At 60.0% G+C, this 18,462-nt stretch carries 17 protein-coding genes; 6 read left to right on the plus strand and 11 right to left on the minus strand.

What is annotated here, in order from left to right:
- Positions 1 to 22: 22 nt before the first annotated feature.
- Positions 23 to 1,495 carry a pyruvate kinase gene (gene pyk / locus ISN74_RS16040; protein ID WP_188800705.1) on the minus strand — a complete coding sequence of 491 codons (1,473 nt, stop codon included), beginning with the start codon at positions 1,493 to 1,495 and terminating at the stop codon, positions 23 to 25.
- A 146-nt stretch (positions 1,496 to 1,641) separates the two neighbouring features.
- Between pyk and ISN74_RS16045 the strand changes: the two genes are divergently transcribed.
- Positions 1,642 to 3,687: an alpha/beta hydrolase family protein gene (locus ISN74_RS16045; protein ID WP_188800170.1), complete on the plus strand. Its 2,046-nt coding sequence runs from the start codon at positions 1,642 to 1,644 to the stop codon at positions 3,685 to 3,687.
- 19 nt (positions 3,688 to 3,706) lie between these two features.
- Here the strand turns inward: ISN74_RS16045 and ISN74_RS16050 are convergent, their stop codons facing one another.
- Together ISN74_RS16050 and ISN74_RS16055 are read right to left on the minus strand one after the other, a co-directional pair.
- Positions 3,707 to 4,519 (minus strand): S1/P1 nuclease, encoded by an 813-nt coding sequence (locus ISN74_RS16050; protein ID WP_188800171.1) that lies wholly within the window; start codon positions 4,517 to 4,519, stop codon positions 3,707 to 3,709.
- A gap of 53 nt (positions 4,520 to 4,572) precedes the next feature.
- Positions 4,573 to 5,037, minus strand: a complete 465-nt coding sequence (locus tag ISN74_RS16055; RefSeq protein WP_188800172.1) for an OsmC family protein — start codon at positions 5,035 to 5,037, stop codon at positions 4,573 to 4,575.
- 176 nt (positions 5,038 to 5,213) lie between these two features.
- Here ISN74_RS16055 and gap point away from each other — a divergent pair, with 176 nt between their 5' ends.
- Together gap and ISN74_RS16065 are read left to right on the plus strand one after the other, a co-directional pair.
- Positions 5,214 to 6,227: a type I glyceraldehyde-3-phosphate dehydrogenase gene (gene gap / locus ISN74_RS16060; RefSeq protein WP_188800173.1), complete on the plus strand. Its 1,014-nt coding sequence runs from the start codon at positions 5,214 to 5,216 to the stop codon at positions 6,225 to 6,227.
- Positions 6,228 to 6,382: 155 nt separating this feature from the next.
- Complete coding sequence (locus ISN74_RS16065) at positions 6,383 to 7,288, plus strand: SEL1-like repeat protein (protein WP_188800174.1); 906 nt, start codon at positions 6,383 to 6,385, stop codon at positions 7,286 to 7,288.
- 70 nt (positions 7,289 to 7,358) lie between these two features.
- Here the strand turns inward: ISN74_RS16065 and ISN74_RS16070 are convergent, their stop codons facing one another.
- The 6 genes from ISN74_RS16070 to hppD all read right to left on the minus strand — a co-directional run bounded on the left by ISN74_RS16070 (position 7,359) and on the right by hppD (position 13,010).
- Positions 7,359 to 8,285, minus strand: a complete 927-nt coding sequence (locus ISN74_RS16070) for a 2OG-Fe(II) oxygenase (RefSeq protein WP_188800175.1) — start codon at positions 8,283 to 8,285, stop codon at positions 7,359 to 7,361.
- Between the two features lie 157 nt (positions 8,286 to 8,442).
- On the minus strand, positions 8,443 to 8,943 hold the full coding sequence (tpx, locus tag ISN74_RS16075) for a thiol peroxidase (protein ID WP_188800176.1): 501 nt from the start codon (positions 8,941 to 8,943) through the stop codon (positions 8,443 to 8,445).
- Between the two features lie 114 nt (positions 8,944 to 9,057).
- Complete coding sequence (locus tag ISN74_RS16080) at positions 9,058 to 10,041, minus strand: fumarylacetoacetate hydrolase family protein (RefSeq protein ID WP_188800177.1); 984 nt, start codon at positions 10,039 to 10,041, stop codon at positions 9,058 to 9,060.
- A gap of 104 nt (positions 10,042 to 10,145) precedes the next feature.
- The gene (gene hmgA, locus ISN74_RS16085) at positions 10,146 to 11,444 is read right to left on the minus strand and encodes a homogentisate 1,2-dioxygenase (protein WP_188800178.1); all 1,299 of its coding nucleotides are present in this window, start codon (positions 11,442 to 11,444) and stop codon (positions 10,146 to 10,148) included.
- A gap of 5 nt (positions 11,445 to 11,449) precedes the next feature.
- Positions 11,450 to 11,839, minus strand: coding sequence for an endonuclease domain-containing protein (locus ISN74_RS16090; RefSeq protein WP_229679379.1), 390 nt, complete (start codon positions 11,837 to 11,839; stop codon positions 11,450 to 11,452).
- Between the two features lie 76 nt (positions 11,840 to 11,915).
- Positions 11,916 to 13,010, minus strand: coding sequence for a 4-hydroxyphenylpyruvate dioxygenase (gene hppD, locus ISN74_RS16095; RefSeq protein WP_229679325.1), 1,095 nt, complete (start codon positions 13,008 to 13,010; stop codon positions 11,916 to 11,918).
- A gap of 115 nt (positions 13,011 to 13,125) precedes the next feature.
- On the opposite strand from hppD, the gene ISN74_RS16100 reads away from it, so the two are divergent.
- Positions 13,126 to 13,599: a MarR family winged helix-turn-helix transcriptional regulator gene (locus ISN74_RS16100; protein WP_188800179.1), complete on the plus strand. Its 474-nt coding sequence runs from the start codon at positions 13,126 to 13,128 to the stop codon at positions 13,597 to 13,599.
- Between the two features lie 61 nt (positions 13,600 to 13,660).
- Here ISN74_RS16100 and ISN74_RS16105 read toward each other — a convergent pair whose 3' ends face one another.
- On the minus strand, positions 13,661 to 15,169 hold the full coding sequence (locus ISN74_RS16105; RefSeq protein ID WP_188800180.1) for a peptide MFS transporter: 1,509 nt from the start codon (positions 15,167 to 15,169) through the stop codon (positions 13,661 to 13,663).
- Positions 15,170 to 15,292: 123 nt separating this feature from the next.
- On the minus strand, positions 15,293 to 16,141 hold the full coding sequence (locus ISN74_RS16110; protein WP_188800181.1) for a tryptophan 2,3-dioxygenase: 849 nt from the start codon (positions 16,139 to 16,141) through the stop codon (positions 15,293 to 15,295).
- A 212-nt stretch (positions 16,142 to 16,353) separates the two neighbouring features.
- Here ISN74_RS16110 and pdhA point away from each other — a divergent pair, with 212 nt between their 5' ends.
- Both pdhA and ISN74_RS16120 read left to right on the plus strand, forming a co-directional pair.
- Entirely contained in the window at positions 16,354 to 17,439 is a 1,086-nt protein-coding gene (gene pdhA, locus ISN74_RS16115; protein WP_188800182.1) for a pyruvate dehydrogenase (acetyl-transferring) E1 component subunit alpha, read from the plus strand.
- 3 nt (positions 17,440 to 17,442) lie between these two features.
- The gene (locus ISN74_RS16120) at positions 17,443 to 18,423 is read left to right on the plus strand and encodes an alpha-ketoacid dehydrogenase subunit beta (RefSeq protein ID WP_188800183.1); all 981 of its coding nucleotides are present in this window, start codon (positions 17,443 to 17,445) and stop codon (positions 18,421 to 18,423) included.
- Positions 18,424 to 18,462 lie beyond the last annotated feature (39 nt).

The raw sequence follows: 18,462 nt of genomic DNA on the forward strand, positions 1-18,462 counted from the left end.
CGCTACGGGACGCCATCGCGATTCATAGATCGCGAAGGCTTTCCACCATTCCTTCCGCGCCGACCGAAAGCAGCTTGAGCGTATTGGTGCCGCCGCCACGACCGATGTGATCACCGTGGGTGAGCACTACGCGGTCACCTTCCGAAAGCTTGCCAGCGACGAACAGCTGGCGCACGGCCTCACGTGCCGACACGGCCGGGTTCAAGGTGTCATGGGTGAACTTCACCGGCTGCACATCACGCAACATCAGCATGCGACGACGGGCATCGTCGAACGGCGACAACGCATAGATCGGCACGGCACTGCGATAACGGGAGAGCCACTGCGCGGTCGCACCGGATTCGGTTAACGCCACGATGGCACGTACCCCCACTTCACTGGCAAGCACCATCGCTGCCAGCGCGATCGCCTGATCGGTGCGATCAAGACGATGGCCTCCGGTGGTCATGTCTTCCTTGGGTTCAAACTGGCGTTCGGCACCGAGACAGATGCGGCGCAACGCAGCGACGGCCTTGTCCGGATGGGCACCTGCCGCGGACTCTTCTGACAACATCACCGCATCGGTGCCATCGATGACGGCGTTGGCGACGTCCAGCACTTCCGCGCGAGTCGGAATGGGTGAACGCACCATCGATTGCAACATTTGTGTCGCCGTAATGACGGCACGGTTCCGCTGCACCGTTTCGCGAATGATCTTCTTCTGCAGACCCGGTAGTTCGGCATCGCCGATTTCCACACCCAGGTCACCACGCGCCACCATCACCACGTCGGAAGCGTCGATGATTTCGCCGAGCACCGGAATGGCATCGGCACGCTCGATCTTCGCCACCAGCGAGGCGTTGCCGCCGGCCTCGTGCAACAAGCGACGCGCCTGCTCCATGTCCGCGCCGGAACGCACGAAGGATACGGCCAAAAAGTCAGCGCCAATCTCGGCCGCCAGTTTGATATCGGCCTTGTCCTTGTCGGACAGCGCAGTCACGGACAGACCGCCGCCCTGACGGTTCAAGCCCTTGCGATCGGAAAGCTTGCCACCGATCAGCACGCGGCAGCGCACCTCGGGGCCGACGACTTCCAGCACGGTCAACGCCACCAGACCATCGTCCAGCAGCAGCACATCGCCGGCCTTCACATCTTGCGGCAAACCCAGGTAGCTCACGCCGACGCGAGTGACATCGCCGGGGGGAGCATCGGCGCGGCAGTCCAGCACGAAGGGTTCGCCATCACGCAACTCGATGGGACCGTTGGCAAAACGTTCGACGCGGATCTTCGGCCCCTGCAGGTCGGCAAGAATGCCTACTTCGCGCCCGACCTTTTCAGCGGCCTTGCGCACAGCGACCGCTCTGGCGCGATGATCGTCAGATTGACCGTGGGAGAGGTTGAGGCGGACTACGTCCACGCCTTCGTTGATGATTTTTTCGAGCATGCCCGGCGCATCAGTGGCGGGGCCCAGGGTGGCAACGATCTTGGTACGGCGGGAGTGAGTATCGGTAGTCATCGCTTCAATTTTCGCAGTCATTCACAGAGCCTAACAGAACTACACTCGTACTCGGCAAGATGATTCGCAATGCAATCGAATGCAATGCGCTCTGACGCATTGCCGCAAGAAATTTAGAAAAGCAAAATGTCGAAAAGGTGAAATGGATGGATAGACGTAAATGGGGCCTAACGGCCGTGCTTGTGTCATCCCTCCTGGCAGCGCATGCCGGGTTGGCGGCTGATGCATACGCCGATACTGTCGCGCATGGTCCGGTCCCCATCGCCGACTTCATCCGACAGCCGGACTTTTCCAAGGTCACCATCTCGCCGGATGGCCACTACCTGGCAACGCTGGTACCGCAGCCGGACAATCCCTATGGCAACCTGATCTGCATTGTCGACGTGGGCACCGGCAAGATCCTGCACGTGTTGCGCTCAGGCCGATCCATGCTGGTGTCCGATTACCTCTGGGCCAGCGACAGCCGCATCATTGCCACCGTGGCCATCCAATACGGCGGCCTGGATACGCCGACACCGACCGGCGAGCTTTTTGCGATCAACGCCGACGGGAGCGATGCCATCGACCTGTTCGGCTATCGCGCGGGAAGCATGCAAACGGGCAGCATGATTCCCGTTCTCCAGCGACGCGATGCGTACGCGGAACCGCTAGGTGTCGATCCGGTCGCGGAAAACAAGATTCTTATCGCCACCAACGATTTCACCCTGTCGCGCGAAGGCAGCTACACCTCGGCGGAAGTCCTGGATGTGCGCAACGGTCGCACAGTAAGTCAGGGCGCCTCGCCCGTCCGCAATGCCAAACTCATCGCCGATCATGCCGGTCTGGTCCGAGTGGCCTACGCGGACAACGACTATGCCGGCGACGTCGTGTGGCTGCGTGCATCCGCGAACGACGCCTGGACCGTGCTTAACGACCCCGCCAAGACGGGAATCGAATTTGTGCCCATCGGGTTCAACCGCGACAACAGCAAGCTCTATGTACGCGTGGCACACGGCGATCGCCCGGATGCCATCGAGCTGCTCGACATCGCCAGCAACACCTTCCGGCGGCTGTACCAGGGAGCATTCGCCAATCCCGGAACGCTGCTGCCGACGGCAGATGGCTTGGACTATTACGCCGTCATCACCCAGGACGGCCAGCAGAAGCTGTTCTATCTGGATGACGACAGTCTCGAAGCGCGACTAAGCAAGGCGCTGGCTGCCAACTTCCCCGGACAGCTGGCTTATTTCTCCAGCTTCACGCGTGATGGAAAGCACGCGGTGGTGACCGTTGTCAGCGACCGTAATCCGGGCGACTACTACCTGTTTGATCTAGGCACTCACAACGCGCGCCACCTATTCAGCGCGATGCCTTGGATCGACCCGAAGCAGATGCGCCCCATGCAACCTATCGCGTTCACCACGCGTGACGATCTGCTCTTGCACGGATTCCTAACCTTACCGGCTGGCCATCCGCCTTTCCCCATGATCGTGTTGCCGCATGGCGGCCCCCACGGGATCGCCGACGAGTGGCGTTTTGATCCGGAAGTACAGCTCTTTGCCAATCGCGGCTACGCGGTGTTGCAAATCAACTATCGCGGCTCAGGCGGATACGGCAGCAACTTCATTTCGCGCGGCTTCCGGCAATGGGGACTGAGCATGCAGGATGACCTCACCGACGCGACGAAGTGGGCTATCCAGCAAGGCTACGCTGACGCGAAACGCATTTGCATCTACGGCGCCAGCTACGGCGGATACGCTGCCCTCGAGGGCGCCGTGCGTGAGCCCGATCTGTATCGATGCGCCATCGGCTACGACGGCGTCTACGATCTGCGCGTCCAGCTGAGCCGAAGCGACACCGAACAGACCGACCGCGGCGATGCGTATCTGAAACTCGCACTCGGATCCGATCCAGACGACTTGCTACGCCGATCACCGCTAAGCGGTGTATCACGCATCAAGGCAGATATTCTGCTGATTCACGGCGGCGAAGATCCACGCGCCCCCTTCAAGAACTTCCAGGAACTTGTGAAAGCCCTCCAGCAAAGCGGCAAGCATGTCGAAACGCTGGTCGAACCCGCGGAGGGGCACGGCTTCTTCTTGCCGCAGCACAAGGAAGAAGCCTATGAAAAGATCGTTGAGTTCATCGATCGTCACATCGGCTCAAACACGATGACCTCAAGCAACCAAGGCAGCCCAGATACCTCGCCTTAGGCAAGCCCTCTATACACGCTTAGCCGTTTTGTAAGGTGAGATTCAACACCTCTGCCAAACGCCTGCCTGCTTCGCGCAGGCGGGTGTCGGCGACTGGCAGCTCGGCATTGATATAAGCCTGATCGATCTTGTGACCTGCCGGATAAATGCTACGCGTGATCTGGCAGGATTCTTCCGCCCACTGCGCCGCAGCGTTGTCGTAGGGCGCAATCGATGGTGGCAACGCGACCTCACCTTCGGCGTCGAGCATGTTTGCATAGGCCTTCCAGTCGAGGTTGCGCGTACTCAGCAAACCCGAATCCCATACGCGATGCAGATTCGTGCCCTGCCCCTGGAACTGCACCTGGTATTTGTTGGCGCCGGCATCTTGCTGGTAGTTCGCATGCAGCGGCTGGTGAATATCGCCAATGAAATGCACTACGAATTTCAACGCCTGCAACCGCGCTGCATCCGGCTGGCTGCGATCGCCCAGGATGGCGATGTAATGCGGAATGGCCTCGACAACGCACTGGCCATCCTTGCAATCGCGTGGAGGCGTGTAGATGCAATCGGAGCCGTTGAAATCGATGTAGTGCAATTCGCGCGTCTGCTTCCACAAATCCTGCTGTTTGGGATCGTTGCGGATTTCATCGGGCCAGCTGGCGATGTCGGCCAACGAGGTCGTGTGATCGAGCGCCAACAGATGTTCCACTTCGGCCTTGGCCGCCGGACTGAGGTGACGCTGCGCCAGTTCCGCCACCACGCTGTGCCCCAAAGGTCCCCATGCCTGTGCCGCGGGGGCGATGGCAAGTGTGGCAAACAGGGCGGCAGCAAGGCGGCGTACGGACAGCATGCGGATGACTCGTGGACAAGAAAGTGGGCATCTTGCCATAACCGGCATGACACTCAGACGGCACTGGTGTGCACGACATTTCCTGACGCATCACGCACATTCACGTCTACGGCAATACCCTGCCGCACGCTCTCGGTGACGATGCAGAAATCCTCGAACTGCGCGAGCGCGCGATCGACATGCTCAAGTGCCGTGACGGCATCGGTCAATTGCAAATCCACGCCGATACGCGTGATACGCCAGCGCCCATGTTCGTTTCGCGCGAGATGAGCCTGGGCCTTGGCCGACAGATTGCCCGGCGCATTCTTGAATTTGCGCAAAGCGAACAAGAGGCTGGCAGCAAGACAGTTGGTCACGCCCGCGGCCAACAAGCGCGACGGGTTGGGACCCGCATCCCCTCCGAGCGGTGCGGCCTCATCCGTCGTCAGGTCAGGAATGGCCGTTCCGTCGAAGCGGACCCGGAATTCGTAGTCCTCGACCTGCTCCAGGCTCAGCTCGATCAGCTGTTCGTCACTCATGGGGATGCTCCGGGATGGATGGCCGAGAGGCGTTTGGCCCACGATCCTGCCCTGTCTGGATAGCCCAAACCAGTCCCAGATGAGGGATAGGTCCGGTTCGGGCTAAAATGGCGCTTTCGGCGGCCCGACTGGACCGCCGCTTTGTTGCCCGCCATCACTTCGGAGGACGCTGTCCCATGGCCATCAAGGTCGCCATCAACGGTTACGGTCGCATTGGCCGCAATGTTCTACGCGCGCTGTACGAATCAGGCCGTACGAACGAATTCCAGATCGTCGCGGTCAACGACCTCGGCAATGCCGAGACCAACGCGCACCTCACCCAGTACGACACCGCCCACGGCAAATTCCCGGGCGAAGTCTCGGTGGACGGCGGTGACCTGATCGTCAACGGCGACCGCATCAAGGTCTGCGCCGAACGCGACCCCTCCAAGCTGCCCTGGGGCGAGCTGGGTGTGGACGTGGTGCTGGAGTGCACGGGCCTGTTCACCTCCAAGGCCAAGGCCGGTGCGCACATCGCCGCTGGCGCCAAGAAGGTGATCATCTCCGCCCCCGGCGACAAGGATGTGGACGGCACCTTCGTGTTCGGCGTGAACCACGACAAGATCACCGCCGCGCACGACGTGATCTCCAACGCCTCCTGCACCACCAACTGCCTGGCTCCGCTGGCCAAGGTGCTGCACGACAAGATCGGCATCGTGCATGGCCTGATGACCACCATCCATGCCTACACCAATGACCAGGTGCTGACGGACGTCTACCACTCCGACCTGCGCCGCGCCCGTTCGGCTACGCACTCCCAGATCCCGACCAAGACCGGCGCTGCCGCCGCGGTGGGCCTGGTGCTGCCGGACCTCAACGGCAAGCTGGACGGTTTCGCCATGCGCGTGCCGACCATCAACGTATCGGTGGTTGACCTCTGCTTCGTGGCTGCCCGCAACACCACCAAGGAAGAAATCGATGCCGCCATCAACGAAGCCGCCAATGGCGCGCTGAAGGGCATCCTGGCCGTCAACACCAAGCCGCTGGTGTCGATCGACTTCAACCATAACGCTCATTCCTCCATCTACGATGCCACCCAGACCCGCGTCATGGGCGGCACGCTGGTGAAGGTGCTGAGCTGGTACGACAACGAGTGGGGTTTCTCCAACCGCATGCTCGACATGACCAAGGCGCTGCTGGCCGCGAAGTAAGCGCCATCCTGCGATAGGTCGAAAAAAGCCGGGTCATACCCGGCTTTTTTCTTGCCCGCGACAGCGTCACTGTGCCTCACAGGCGCCGGGATGCTCGTCGGCGTTCCAAGGTGCTAATGTTGCCCCGGCATACGGGAACACGGATGGGGCACGATATGGGGCATCAACGGACGTACGCATTTCGCGCAGTGATCGCGCTGCTGATGGCATGCAGCATCGACTACACATGTGCTGCGGATTCCACGCATCCCCCCGTGGCGCCAGCGCTAAGCCCATCCTCCGATGCATCCTGGTCGCAAGTATTCGACAGCACGGTTCCGCTCGCTGATCGCCAGCGCATACTGACGAATCTCGAAGCAGACGCGACTCAAAGCAACGACCCGCATGCGCTCTACATGCTGGGCTCGCTCTACCACATGGGTCAGCACGCGCCCGGCTCACCGGTGCAGGAAAATCCGCAGAAAGCCACGCTCTACTTCGGCAACGCCGCCATCCGCGGCAGTGTGCTGGCGATGGCAAAGATGGCCGAACTTGAGCTCGCGGCTGGTCAATATCGCGAAGCGATGAACTGGGCGCAGATTTATGCCCACTATGCGCTCATGTCAAAACGGGACAGCCAATCTCGTAATGCCTACGCCGCCGAGCTGGTACAGCGCGTACAGGATCACATCAGCGAATCGCAAATGACCGCCATCATGAAGGATGTAAACAGCTTCGTCGCCACGTACGACACGGAAATCAAGGTAGGTATCGCTGGCGAGGCAATCCTCAACCATCTGCATCCCACCTCAGTAAGAAATCACTTCAAACCGGCGCTGGATGATCGTTTACCCGACTCAGGTATTGCCGACTTTATCGTTGCGTTCAAGCCCGACGGTTCCGTGGCAAACGTGCAATTGCTCGATGCTGTGCCGCGTATCGATGTGGTGGCCACGCTGCGTGAATACGCGGAGAAAATGACCGTGACCCCTGTCCCGGATGGCGGTGATCACGCGTTGCGCTATGCCTGGATACCCACCATGCTGAATGACCGGCGCTATCGCATCGCGACCAAGCACTGACGACTCAGTCAGGTCTGTTTGACCCGGATACGCGAGCCAACGCCAGAAGCTTCCGGCATTGGCACACGCCTCAACGCCGGAAGCGCACGTAAGCGCGTTTGGCCAGGTACAACAGATTTCCTGTCAAGCCACGATCCTGCGCTTTGCGTAACGCGGTATTTTCAGCGTAAAGCAGGCGGATATGACTATCGCGCACGTCCAGCAGCTGCTTGATTTCTGCCACATCGCTGCGCGACAACGTACGACCTTCAGCGAAATGATCAGGCAACTGGCGGTTGACGTAATAGGTTGTATGCCTGGATGCGGTTTGCTCCGCAGGCCGATCCTTGGTGTAGAAATACAACGCAACTGAGCGACGGCTCATCCCTTCATGTTCGGGGGGAATCCGTATCGTGTCGAAGGCGTGCCAGGACACTTCCGAGGTTTCAAAGATCACGCAGCGGTTGAAAACCGGACTCACCGAACGCGACGGCCGGTTGTCAGCATGCGGATCCCGGAACAATTCCAGGCAACCACCCCAATCTGCACCCCAATTCGGGTTGAGATAAACGATGAGATTGAGACGACGATGCCAGCGTTCGCTGGGGTGGTAGTTGAAGTCGACATGCGGATCCAACGCCATGCCGTTGCGGTTCTCATGCGTTCCGCCGCCCAGATACCAAGGGTCGTAGATCAAGCCTTCGATGCCCGTGAGATCGCCGATGGCCTTCAGGAATTCCGGACTCTTGATCGCATCGTCCAACCGCTCGAAGGCCGGCCCAAGGGCGCGCACCTTGTCCACGGTGGACTTTCCGCCCAGCTCGCCGCTATCGCCCACCGCGTTACCGCGTTCGAACGCCGGGAACGTATCGAGCAAGGCCTGCGCAAAATCGGGCGCGAGGAAGTCATCGATAACAACGTGGGGGAAAGGCGGTGCCGACATGAACTCCTGGCAGTAGTCGGAGCGCTTGCTCAACACCACCGGATTGATGATCGACGTCCCTGTGGAACCCTGCATGCACATCCCCCAAAACATCACCACGTTTGAGCCAACAACCCTGCCTATCGCAGAATCATCAGCCGTTGATCCATAGAATAAAGCGTCTCCAGGCCACAGCCAATGACGCCCAAACCAGATCCCCAGCACAAAGCCGGGGATCTCCTGACCTCTTGGCTTAGTGAAGCGACTTCAGCGCTTCGTCGTAATTCGGCTCATGGGCGATCTCACCGACCAGCTCGGTGTGCACCACCTTGTCGTGCTCATCGAGCACGACCACGGCACGTGCGGCCAGGCCAGCAAGCGGACCGGAACTGATGGCAACACCGTAATGCTTGAGGAAATCGTGTCCACGCATGGTCGACAACGTGACGACGTTATCCAGGCCTTCTGCACCGCAGAAGCGTGCCTGCGCGAACGGCAGGTCCGCCGAGATGCAAAGCACGACGGTGTTGTCGAGCTGGCTGGCCTTCTCGTTGAACTTGCGCACGGAAGTGGCGCAGGTCGGCGTATCCACGCTCGGGAAGATATTGAGCACCTTGCGCTTGCCATTGAAGCTGGCAAGGGTGGCGTCGGAAAGATCTTTGGCGACGAGGCTGAAGGCGGGTGCCTGATGGCCCAAGGCCGGCAAATGCCCTTCAACGTTGATCGGATTACCCTTGAGGGTGACTTGGGACATGAGAATCTCCTGGCGTCTGTGGGAGGGATCGCCCGAAGATAGCGCCGATGTTCCGGCGCGTCACCTGTTCGTACCAATACACGTGACTCCGACAGGAATCGGGATCGATCATCCTTACTTCAAGGGCGCAACAACCTGTTCGATCGCGCCGAAAATCGAAGCGCCCTGCTTATCGATGATTTCAATGCGCAAGGTGTCACCAAACTTAAGGAACGGCGTGCTGGGTTTGCCATCGCGCAGCGCTTCCACCGTGCGCTGTTCAGCCAAGCAGGACGCGCCCTTGCTGGTGTCTTCGTTGGCAATCGTGCCAGAACCGACGAGAGTGCCTGCCGTCAGCGGGCGTGTCTTGGCGGCATGCGCGACCAGTTGCGCGAAGTTGAACTGCATGTCCACGCCGCACTCGGCTTCGCCAAACCACTTGCCGTTGAGCCAGGTGCGCATGGGCAGATGCAGCTTTTCGTCCTGCCACGCATCGCCCAATTCATCAGGCGTCACGAAGACCGGCGACAAGGCTGAGCGCGGCTTCGATTGCAGAAAACCGAAACCCTTGGCCAGCTCCGCGGGAATCAGGCCACGCAGGCTGACGTCGTTGACCAGGCCAACCAGCTGAATGTGGGTCGCCGCCTGCTCGGGTGTCACCGCCATCGGCACGTCATCGGTGATCACCACGACTTCCGCTTCCAGATCGATGCCGTAGTCTTCGCTCGGCACCACGACCGGATCACGCGGCCCCAGAAAACCGGCGCTGGTAGCCTGGTACATCAGCGGATCAACGTAGAACGATTCGGGAATCTCCGCGCCACGTGCGCGACGCACGCGCGCCACGTGAGGCAGATAAGCGCTGCCGTCGACGAATTCATAAGCACGTGGAAGCGGCGAGGCGAGTGCACTCATTTCCAGCGTGAAGGCACCGGCAGCCTTGCCCGCGTTGAGTTCTTCGTACAAGGCATTCAAGCGCGGCGCAGTATTCGACCAATCATCGAGTGCAGCCTGCAGGGTTGCGGCAATGCCGGTGGCTTTCACGGCGTGCTTGAGATCGCGGCTGACCACGATCAAGGTGCCATCGCGACCACCTTCCTTCAGACTGCCCAGCTTCATGCATTCACTCCATCGGCTGCATGGATGGGCAGCCTTTTACAACGTTGATTGACGATGGCTGCAGCCACAATAGCTGCGCACCATGACCGGAACGGCCGGTTATTTTACGCGCGCTCTGGATCAAAGTGCTTGGCGATGCCCTGCCAGCACTGGTAGTAATCGCCCTGCAGTTGCGGCGCTTCCAGTGCCTGCCGGGTCGGATGGATCACCTTGCGCGTTTCGAACATGAAGGCCATCGTGCCGGTGAGATGATCCGGCTTGCTCACGTCAGCAACACTGGCCTTCTCGAAACTCGCCGCATCAGGACCGTGTCCGCTCATGCAGTTATGCAGACTCGCACCACCCGGCGCGAAGCCACCGGCCTTGGCGTCGTAGACACCCTCGATCAGGCCCATGAATTCACTCGCGACATTGCGGTGAAAATACGGCGGGCGGAAGGTGTGCTCGGCCACCAGCCAGCGCGGCGGGAAGATCACGAAATCCACATTGGCCGTGCCGTGCGTATCGCTGAGCGAGGTCAGCACAGTGAAGATCGACGGATCGGGATGATCGACGCTGATGGAGCCCACGGTGTTGAAGCGGGTGAGATCGTATTTGTAGGGCGCGTAGTTGCCGTGCCATGCCACCACATCGAGCGGTGAGTGGTCGATGCGTGCAGTCCACAGATTGCCCTGAAACTTCGCAATCAGCTCGAAATCGCCTTCGACATCTTCGTACGCGGCATGCGGGGTCAGAAAATCACGCGGCAAGGCCATCGAGTTCGCGCCGATCGGACCAAGATCCGGAAGGCGCAGCAAGCTGCCGAAGTTTTCGGCGACGTAGCCACCCGCTTCGTTGTCCAGTAGCTCGACCCGAAACCGGATGCCGCGCGGAATCACCGCGATCTCCAGCGGCTTGATCTCCAGCACGCCCAGTTCGGTCGCCAGACGCAGTCGCCCCAGCTGCGGCACAATCAGCAGCTCGCCATCGGCGTCGTAGAAAAAGCGGCCTTCCATCGAACGATTGGCCGCGTAGATGTGGATGCCACAACCCGCCTGCTCCGCCGCACCGCCGTTACCGGCCAGCGTTACAAGGCCATCGACAAAATCGGTGGGCTTGGCAGGCATCGGCCATGGATCCCAGCGCAGCTGGTTCGGCGTCACCGGTGTTTCGTCGAAACGATTGTGGAAGGTGCCGTGTATGCGCGGTTCAAACGGCTTGTGCATCGCTGCTGGCCGGATGCGATACAGCCAGCTGCGGCGATTGCTATGCCGCGGCGCGGTGAAAGCGGAACCGGAAAGTTGCTCCGCATACAAACCATGCGGCACACGCTGCGGCGAATTCTGGCCGAGCGGCAGAATGCCACTGATCGCTTCACTGGCGAATTCATTGCCGAAGCCGGATTGGTAGCCGTTCGATTGCATAGGCCTTATCGCTCTTCGCTTGTAAGCCCCTCTCCCCTCGGGAGAGGGGTTGGGGTCAGGGTACGATCTTCGAAGGAACTAAAAATCACTTCGAGCACCGCATCCATCTGCTGTAGCACATCATTGTCCCAGAAGCGCAACACCTTCAGTCCTTGAGCTTCAAGATACAACGTGCGCGTTTTATCTGTTTGTGGATCATGTTGGGATCCATCCAATTCAATGACCAACCGGTTGGTGTCGCAATAAAAATCGGCCACATAAGGCGGAATCGGATGTTGTCTTCGGAATTTGTGCCCGTTCAAGCGACCACCGCGCAAGCGGTACCACAGTTCCCTTTCTGCCTCTGTACTCGTTTGCCGAAGATGGCGAGCTTGTTCTCGCGTTCTCGTCGGCAACGGTGGTTTGATACATCCCTGCACTACCGAACCCTCACCCCAATCCCTCTCCCAAAGGGAGAGGGGCTTTCAAGAATTACAAAAAACCACGTTTCATCTGATCGCGCTCAATCGACTCGAACAGCGCCTGGAAATTGCCTTCGCCGAAACCTTCATTACCTTTGCGCTGGATGATCTCGAAGAAGATCGGCCCGATGTTGTTCTGGGTGAAGATCTGCAGCAGCTTGCGTTGCTTGGTTTCCGGATCGGCATCGATCAGGATCTTGTTCTTGGCCAGACGCGGCACGTCCTCGCCGTGGTTTGGAATACGCATGTCGATCACGTCGAAATACGTATCGGGCGTATCCAGAAATTCCACGCCCTTTGCGCGCATCGCTTCTACGGTGTCGTAGATGTTGTCGGTAAAACAGGCGATGTGCTGGATGCCTTCACCGTGATAGGCATCGAGGTATTCGTTGATCTGGCTCTTCGGGTCGCTGGATTCATTCAGCGGGATGCGCACGATGCCATCCGGTGCGGTCATCGCCTTGGACACCAGGCCGGTCTTGGCGCCCTTGATGTCGAAGTAGCGGATCTCGCGGAAGTTGAACAAGCGCTCGTAGTAATCGGACCACTTCTGCATGTTGCCGAAGTAGAGGTTATGCGTGAGGTGGTCGATAAAGGTCAGGCCAAAACCAGCCGGATTCTGATCAGCACCGGGCACCGGCACGTAATCGCCGTCGTAGATGCTGCCCGTGCTGCCGTAGCGGTCGACCAGATACAGCATGCAGTCGCCAATGCCCTTCACCGCCAGCGCGCTCACAGCCTTGGTGTCAGCCTTGTGAGCAGATACCTCTCCACCGTTGGCCAGCACCGCCTTGAGCACCTCATCCGCCGGCCTCTTGAAACGGATTGCAAAACCGCAGGCACTCGGGCCATGTTTGGCGGCAAAATCGGCGGCAAAGGAATCCGGATCTTCATTGACCAGGAAGTTCACGCCGCCCTGGCGGTAGACGGTGATCGGACGGCTTTTGTGCTTGAGCGTGGCGGTGAAGCCCATGCTCTTGAACAGGCTATGCAGTTCGCCACCACGGCCTGCGGGTGCGGCAAACTCGACGAATTCGAAACCGTCGATGCCCATGGGGTTTTCGAAGGTGGTCACTTGCATGCCGAGGTTGGGCTGGGCGTTCATGGCGCTCTCCTGACTTGAGTCCGATGCGCGACGGCGGCTACAGCAGCGTGCCACCATCGGGATAATGCCCTCGTTATAGTTACATGTGAAACTAATTGCAAGGAACACTGCCGCAATGTCAACCCCGCGTAAGCCAGCCCCTGCCGGAGCCGAACATGCCCCCCTGGAACTGGAGCACTTCCTGCCTTACCGGCTATCGATCCTTTCCAACACGGTGAGCCAGGCCATCGCGGACGACTACCAGCGACGCTACGACCTCAGCGTGACGGAATGGCGTGTGATGGCTGTCCTCGCCCGCTTCCACGGGCTATCCGCCCGCGAAGTGGCCGAGCGCACAGCGATGGACAAAGTAGCGGTAAGCCGCGCCCTGGCTCGGCTGGTGACGGCCGGGAGGGTCCATCGGGATACCCACGATGGCGACAAGCGCCGCTCGGTGCTGACGCTTACCGAAGCGGGCTGGACGATTCACGATGACGTAGCGCCGATGGCGCGGGCGCGCGAGCGCGAGGTGCTGGAGAAACTGGATCCGGAAGAGCAGCAATGGCTGACGCGGATTCTGGACAAGCTTCAGCCGGTCTCACAGAACTGATCCTTTGCTGACGGTAAACGGGCAACAACAACCCTGCCCGTTTACCGTATCCCAGTCGGCGCTACTTCACGCCATGCATCAGTTTGTTGATGAGTGGTGAAACCAGCAGCAACAGCACGCCCGCTCCCGCCAACAGCCAGAAGCTGAAGGTAAAGCCGCTCAACGCCGACGCTGCGGTCATACCGCTATCGCCACTGATATGGCCCGCGAGCAATCCGGAGAGATTGCCGCCCACCGCCAGCGACAGGAACCATCCGCCCATGGCCACGCCCACCAGGCGCGGCGGCGCCAGCTTGGTCACCATCGACAAACCAATCGGCGACAGGCACAACTCGCCCGCTGTCTGAAGCACATAGCACGTGGTAAGCGGCCAGAACGGAATCAATCCCTGCGCATTGATCAGGTGCGACAACGCATACATCAGCACCAGAAAACCAAATCCGTTGAGGATGAGGCCAAAGCCAAACTTGCGCGGGATCGACGGCTCTTTACGACGCTTGGCAAGGAGTGCCCAGATCTGCGTGACTATCGGCGCCAGCACGATGATTGCCAACGGATTCACCGACTGGTACCAACCTACCGGAAATTCCCAGCCACCAAACATCTTGCGGTCGACAAGGTTTTGCGCAAGAAAGTTGAACGAGGTGCCTAGTTGGTAATAGAACATCCAGAACAGCATGTTGAACGCGAAAATGACCATCATCGCGATCACACGCTCCACCTGAACGCGATCGTGACGCCCTGCTTCGACGATCAACATCACCGCCACACCCACGAACAGAAGACCCAGCAGCCATTGCAGACCGATCGCCCCGATCGCCGACAGCATCCAATAGACGACCGGCACCGCAGCTATCACGCCAACCACAACCCACAGCACGCGCATGAGACTGTCCGCGCCTGGCGCAGGCCTTCCCACGCCACGCAGGCCACGCCGACCGAACCAGAACCAGAGCAAGCTCAATACCATACCGATGCCGGCAGCACCGAATACGACGTGGAAATTCTGTTGCAATGGCGTATCGGTGAAATAGCTGGCCAGCCATCCGGTCACCAGCGGCGCCAGAAACGAACCGCAGTTGATGCCCATATAGAACAGGGTGAAACCGCGATCACGACGATCGTCGTCTCGCGCATACAACTGCCCCACCATCGATGAAATGTTCGGCTTGAACAAACCATCACCAACAATCACCATCGCAAGGCCGTACAGCATCGCCAGCTTGCTGGGCAGCATCACCGTGAACAAGCCGATGGACATCACCACGGCGCCGATCAGAATCGAACGCTGATAGCCGATCAATTTATCCGCGACATACCCGCCGAAAAGGCTGGTGGCGTAAACCAGTGCGGTATATGTACCGAAAATGGCACTGGCCCAGTTCTGCCCCGAGGGATCGCCGTGATAGAACTGCGCCACGATATACAGCGCCAGCGACCAGCTCACGCTGTAGAACGCAAAGCGTTCCCAGAACTCGGTCATGAACAGCATCCATAGCGGACGCGGATGACCGAGCAGCTGTGGAAAGTCGGGCGTGGCGGCGACGCCGGCTTCGGAACTCTGGCTCACGGATTTCCCCTTGGGCTTTGGATTTAAAAAGATGTAACGAGCCAAACACGCTTTCGTCAAATGCAATGCAACAACTCGCCTCACCGTCATTCCGGTGAAGGCCGGAATGACGGTGAGGGAAGGTCAACTTCCCAGCACAGTGCGCACATCCAGTAATTCGGGAAAAAACTCCAGATCCAGCGCCTTCTTCAAAAACGCCACGCCCGAGGAACCTCCGGTGCCGCGACGGTGTCCGATGATCCGCTCCACCGTTTTCATATGGCGGAAACGCCAAAGCTGGAAACTTTCCTCCACATCCACCAATTGCTCGCACATGTGGTATTCCGGCCAAAACTTAGCCCGCTCTTCATAAATGCGCTTGAACACCGGCAGCAGATCGTCATGGCGTTGATACGGCTGGCTCCAGTCGCGCTCCACCCGCGCCGCCGGCACCGCATGGCCGCGGCGCGCCAGATAGCGCAGGAATTCATCGTAAAGCCCGGGCGCCTCCAGCACTTCGCGCAACTGCGCCTGAGCGGGTGGGTCGCACTCGAACACTTTCAGCATCTGCGCGTTCTTGTTGCCCAGCACGAACTCGATCGTGCGGTATTGCAGCGACTGGAAGCCGGAAGACTCCCCCAGCACACCTCGAAATTCCAGGTACTCCGACGGCGTCAGCGTCTCCAGCACCGCCCATTGCTCGAACAATTGCCGCTGCACCTGCTTCACGCGCGCAAGAATCTTCAGGCAGGCATCGAGGTCGTCGACCCGCAGGCGCGCGGTCGCCAGCTTCAGCTCGTGAATGATCAGCTTCATCCACAGCTCGGCCACCTGGTGCTGCACGATGAACAGCAGTTCGTCATGGTGCGGGGGCTGGCTGAGCGGTTGCTGGGCGGTAAGCAGTTGGTCCAGCCGCAGGTAGCCGCTGTAGGTCATCCGGCCGTTCAGGTCGAGCTGGATGCCCGCCTCGAGGTCACGCTGGTTATCCGTCATGGCGCCCGCAAACCCGCAAAAAGACACATGTTAACCGGTACTGCAACCGCCCACGTACGGGGTCGCATGCTGCGGTGTGCCTTGCAGCGCAACATGGCTGCCTGCTATCAAATGTGGTCTTGTCCGGGACTTTCCCTGTGCGTTCGGCCCCACTGGATGGGCCTCGCCTCCCCCGCAGAGATCTTTTCCTTACCCCACCCCGGGAGCGAGTCGTGTCCATCGCCGCCAAGTTTGAAATTGAATATCTGCAATATCTCGATGCCGAAGGCAAGCAGGTCCGTGACGATCTGCCTGAGTTCGCCAAAGACCTCAATCACATGGTTGAGCTGTACAAGCTCATGATGTCGACCCGCGTCTTCGACGCGAAGTCGGTGGCACTGCAACGTACTGGCAAGCTCGGTACCTATGCAAGCTGTCTCGGTCACGAAGCCGCCCACGTCGGCATCGGCAGCGCCATGAAGCCTGAAGACGTGCTGGCAGTGAGCTATCGCGAATACGGCGCTCAGCTGTATCGCGGCGTGCAGCCACGCGAGGTCTACATGTACTGGGGCGGCGACGAGCGCGGCAACGACTACCAGAACGAACCGGCACGCCACGATTTCGCCTGGTCGGTGCCGATCGCCACGCAATGCCTGCATGCCGCTGGCACGGCACTGGCGTTCAAGATCCGCAAGGAACCACGCGTGGCCGTGTGCACGATCGGCGACGGCGGCTCCTCCAAGGGCGACTTCTACGGCGCCATCAACATCGCCGGCGCGCAGAACCTGCCGATGGTCGCCGTGATCGTGAACAACCAGTGGGCGATTTCGGTACCGCGCAAGATCCAGTCCGGCGCGCCCACGCTGGCGCAGAAGGGCATCGCTGCTGGTCTCTACTGCATCCAGGTGGACGGCAACGACATCATCGCCGTGCGCAAAGCGATGGAAGACGCACTGGACCGCGCCCGCAACGGCCAAGGTGGCAGCGTGCTGGAACTGGTCACGTACCGCTTGAGCGACCACACCACCGCCGACGACGCCCGCCGCTACCGCGGCGAGCAGGAAGTGAAGGACGCCTGGGCGAAAGAACCCATGAAGCGCTTGCGCGCCTGGCTGGTCGCCAAGGGTGTATGGGACGACCAGAAGGAAGAAGCCTGGAAGAACGAGTGCGACGAGTGGATGGATAACGAGGTGAACGCGTACCTCGAAACCAAGACCCAGCCGGTCACGGCGATGTTCGACTACACCTTCGCCGAAGTTCCCGCAGATCTCGCCAAACAGCGCGACCTCGCGCTCTCGCTTGAAAAGAAGGCGCACTAAGTCATGGCACAAATCACTCTTATCGAAGCCGTCACCCAGGCTCTTGCTTACGAAATGGCCCACGACGATAGCGTGGTGGTATTGGGCGAAGACGTCGGCGTGAACGGTGGCGTGTTCCGCGCCACCCAGGGTCTGCAGGAAAAGTTTGGCGAACTGCGCGTGCTCGACACACCGCTGGATGAAACCACCATCGCGGGTGTCACCGTCGGCCTCGCCGCCGCTGGCATGAAGCCGGTGGCTGAAGCACAGTTCGAAGGCTTCATCTATCCGATGATGGAGCAGATCGCCTGCCACGCTGCGCGCATGCGCAACCGCACGCGCGGCCGTATTACCGTGCCGGCCGTGTGGCGTGCACCGTGGGGCGGCGGTATCCGTGCGCCGGAGCATCATTCCGAAGCGAACGAGCATCTGTTCACCAATATCCCGGGTCTGCGTGTGGTGATGCCATCGTCGCCGGCTCGCGCTTACGGCCTGCTGCTCGCTGCGATTCGTGATCCGGATCCGGTGATGTTCTTCGAACCCAAGCGCATCTACCGCCAATACAAGGAAGAGGTGCCGGACGACGGCGAAGCGTTGCCGCTGGATGTGTGCTTCGTGCTGCGCGACGGCACCGACGTCACCATCGTGACCTGGGGTGCGCAGGTGAAGGAAGCGTTGGAAGCCGCCGACGCGCTGGCCGAAGAAGGCATCAGCGCCGAAGTGATCGACGTCGCCACACTCACTCCGCTCGACTTCGACACCATCGCTGAATCGGTGCAGAAAACCGGCCGCTGCGTGATCTTGCACGAAGCGCCCAAGACTGCCGGCTTCGGTGCGGAAATCGCTGCGCGCGTCGCCGAGGAATGCTTGTACGAACTGCTGGCACCCGTCGAGCGCGTCACCGGCTACGACACGCACATCCCGCTGTTCCGTCTCGAGATGAAGTATTTGCCGAGCGCGGAACGCGTGGTCGAAGCCGCCAAGCGCACGCTCGCCAACTCCTGAACGCATAACGACATGTCATCCCGGCACCTGCCGGGATGA

Origin of the sequence: Dyella caseinilytica (genome assembly GCF_016865235.1) — a bacterium.
In the GTDB taxonomy this organism is placed as follows: Bacteria; Pseudomonadota; Gammaproteobacteria; order Xanthomonadales; family Rhodanobacteraceae; genus Dyella_B; species Dyella_B caseinilytica.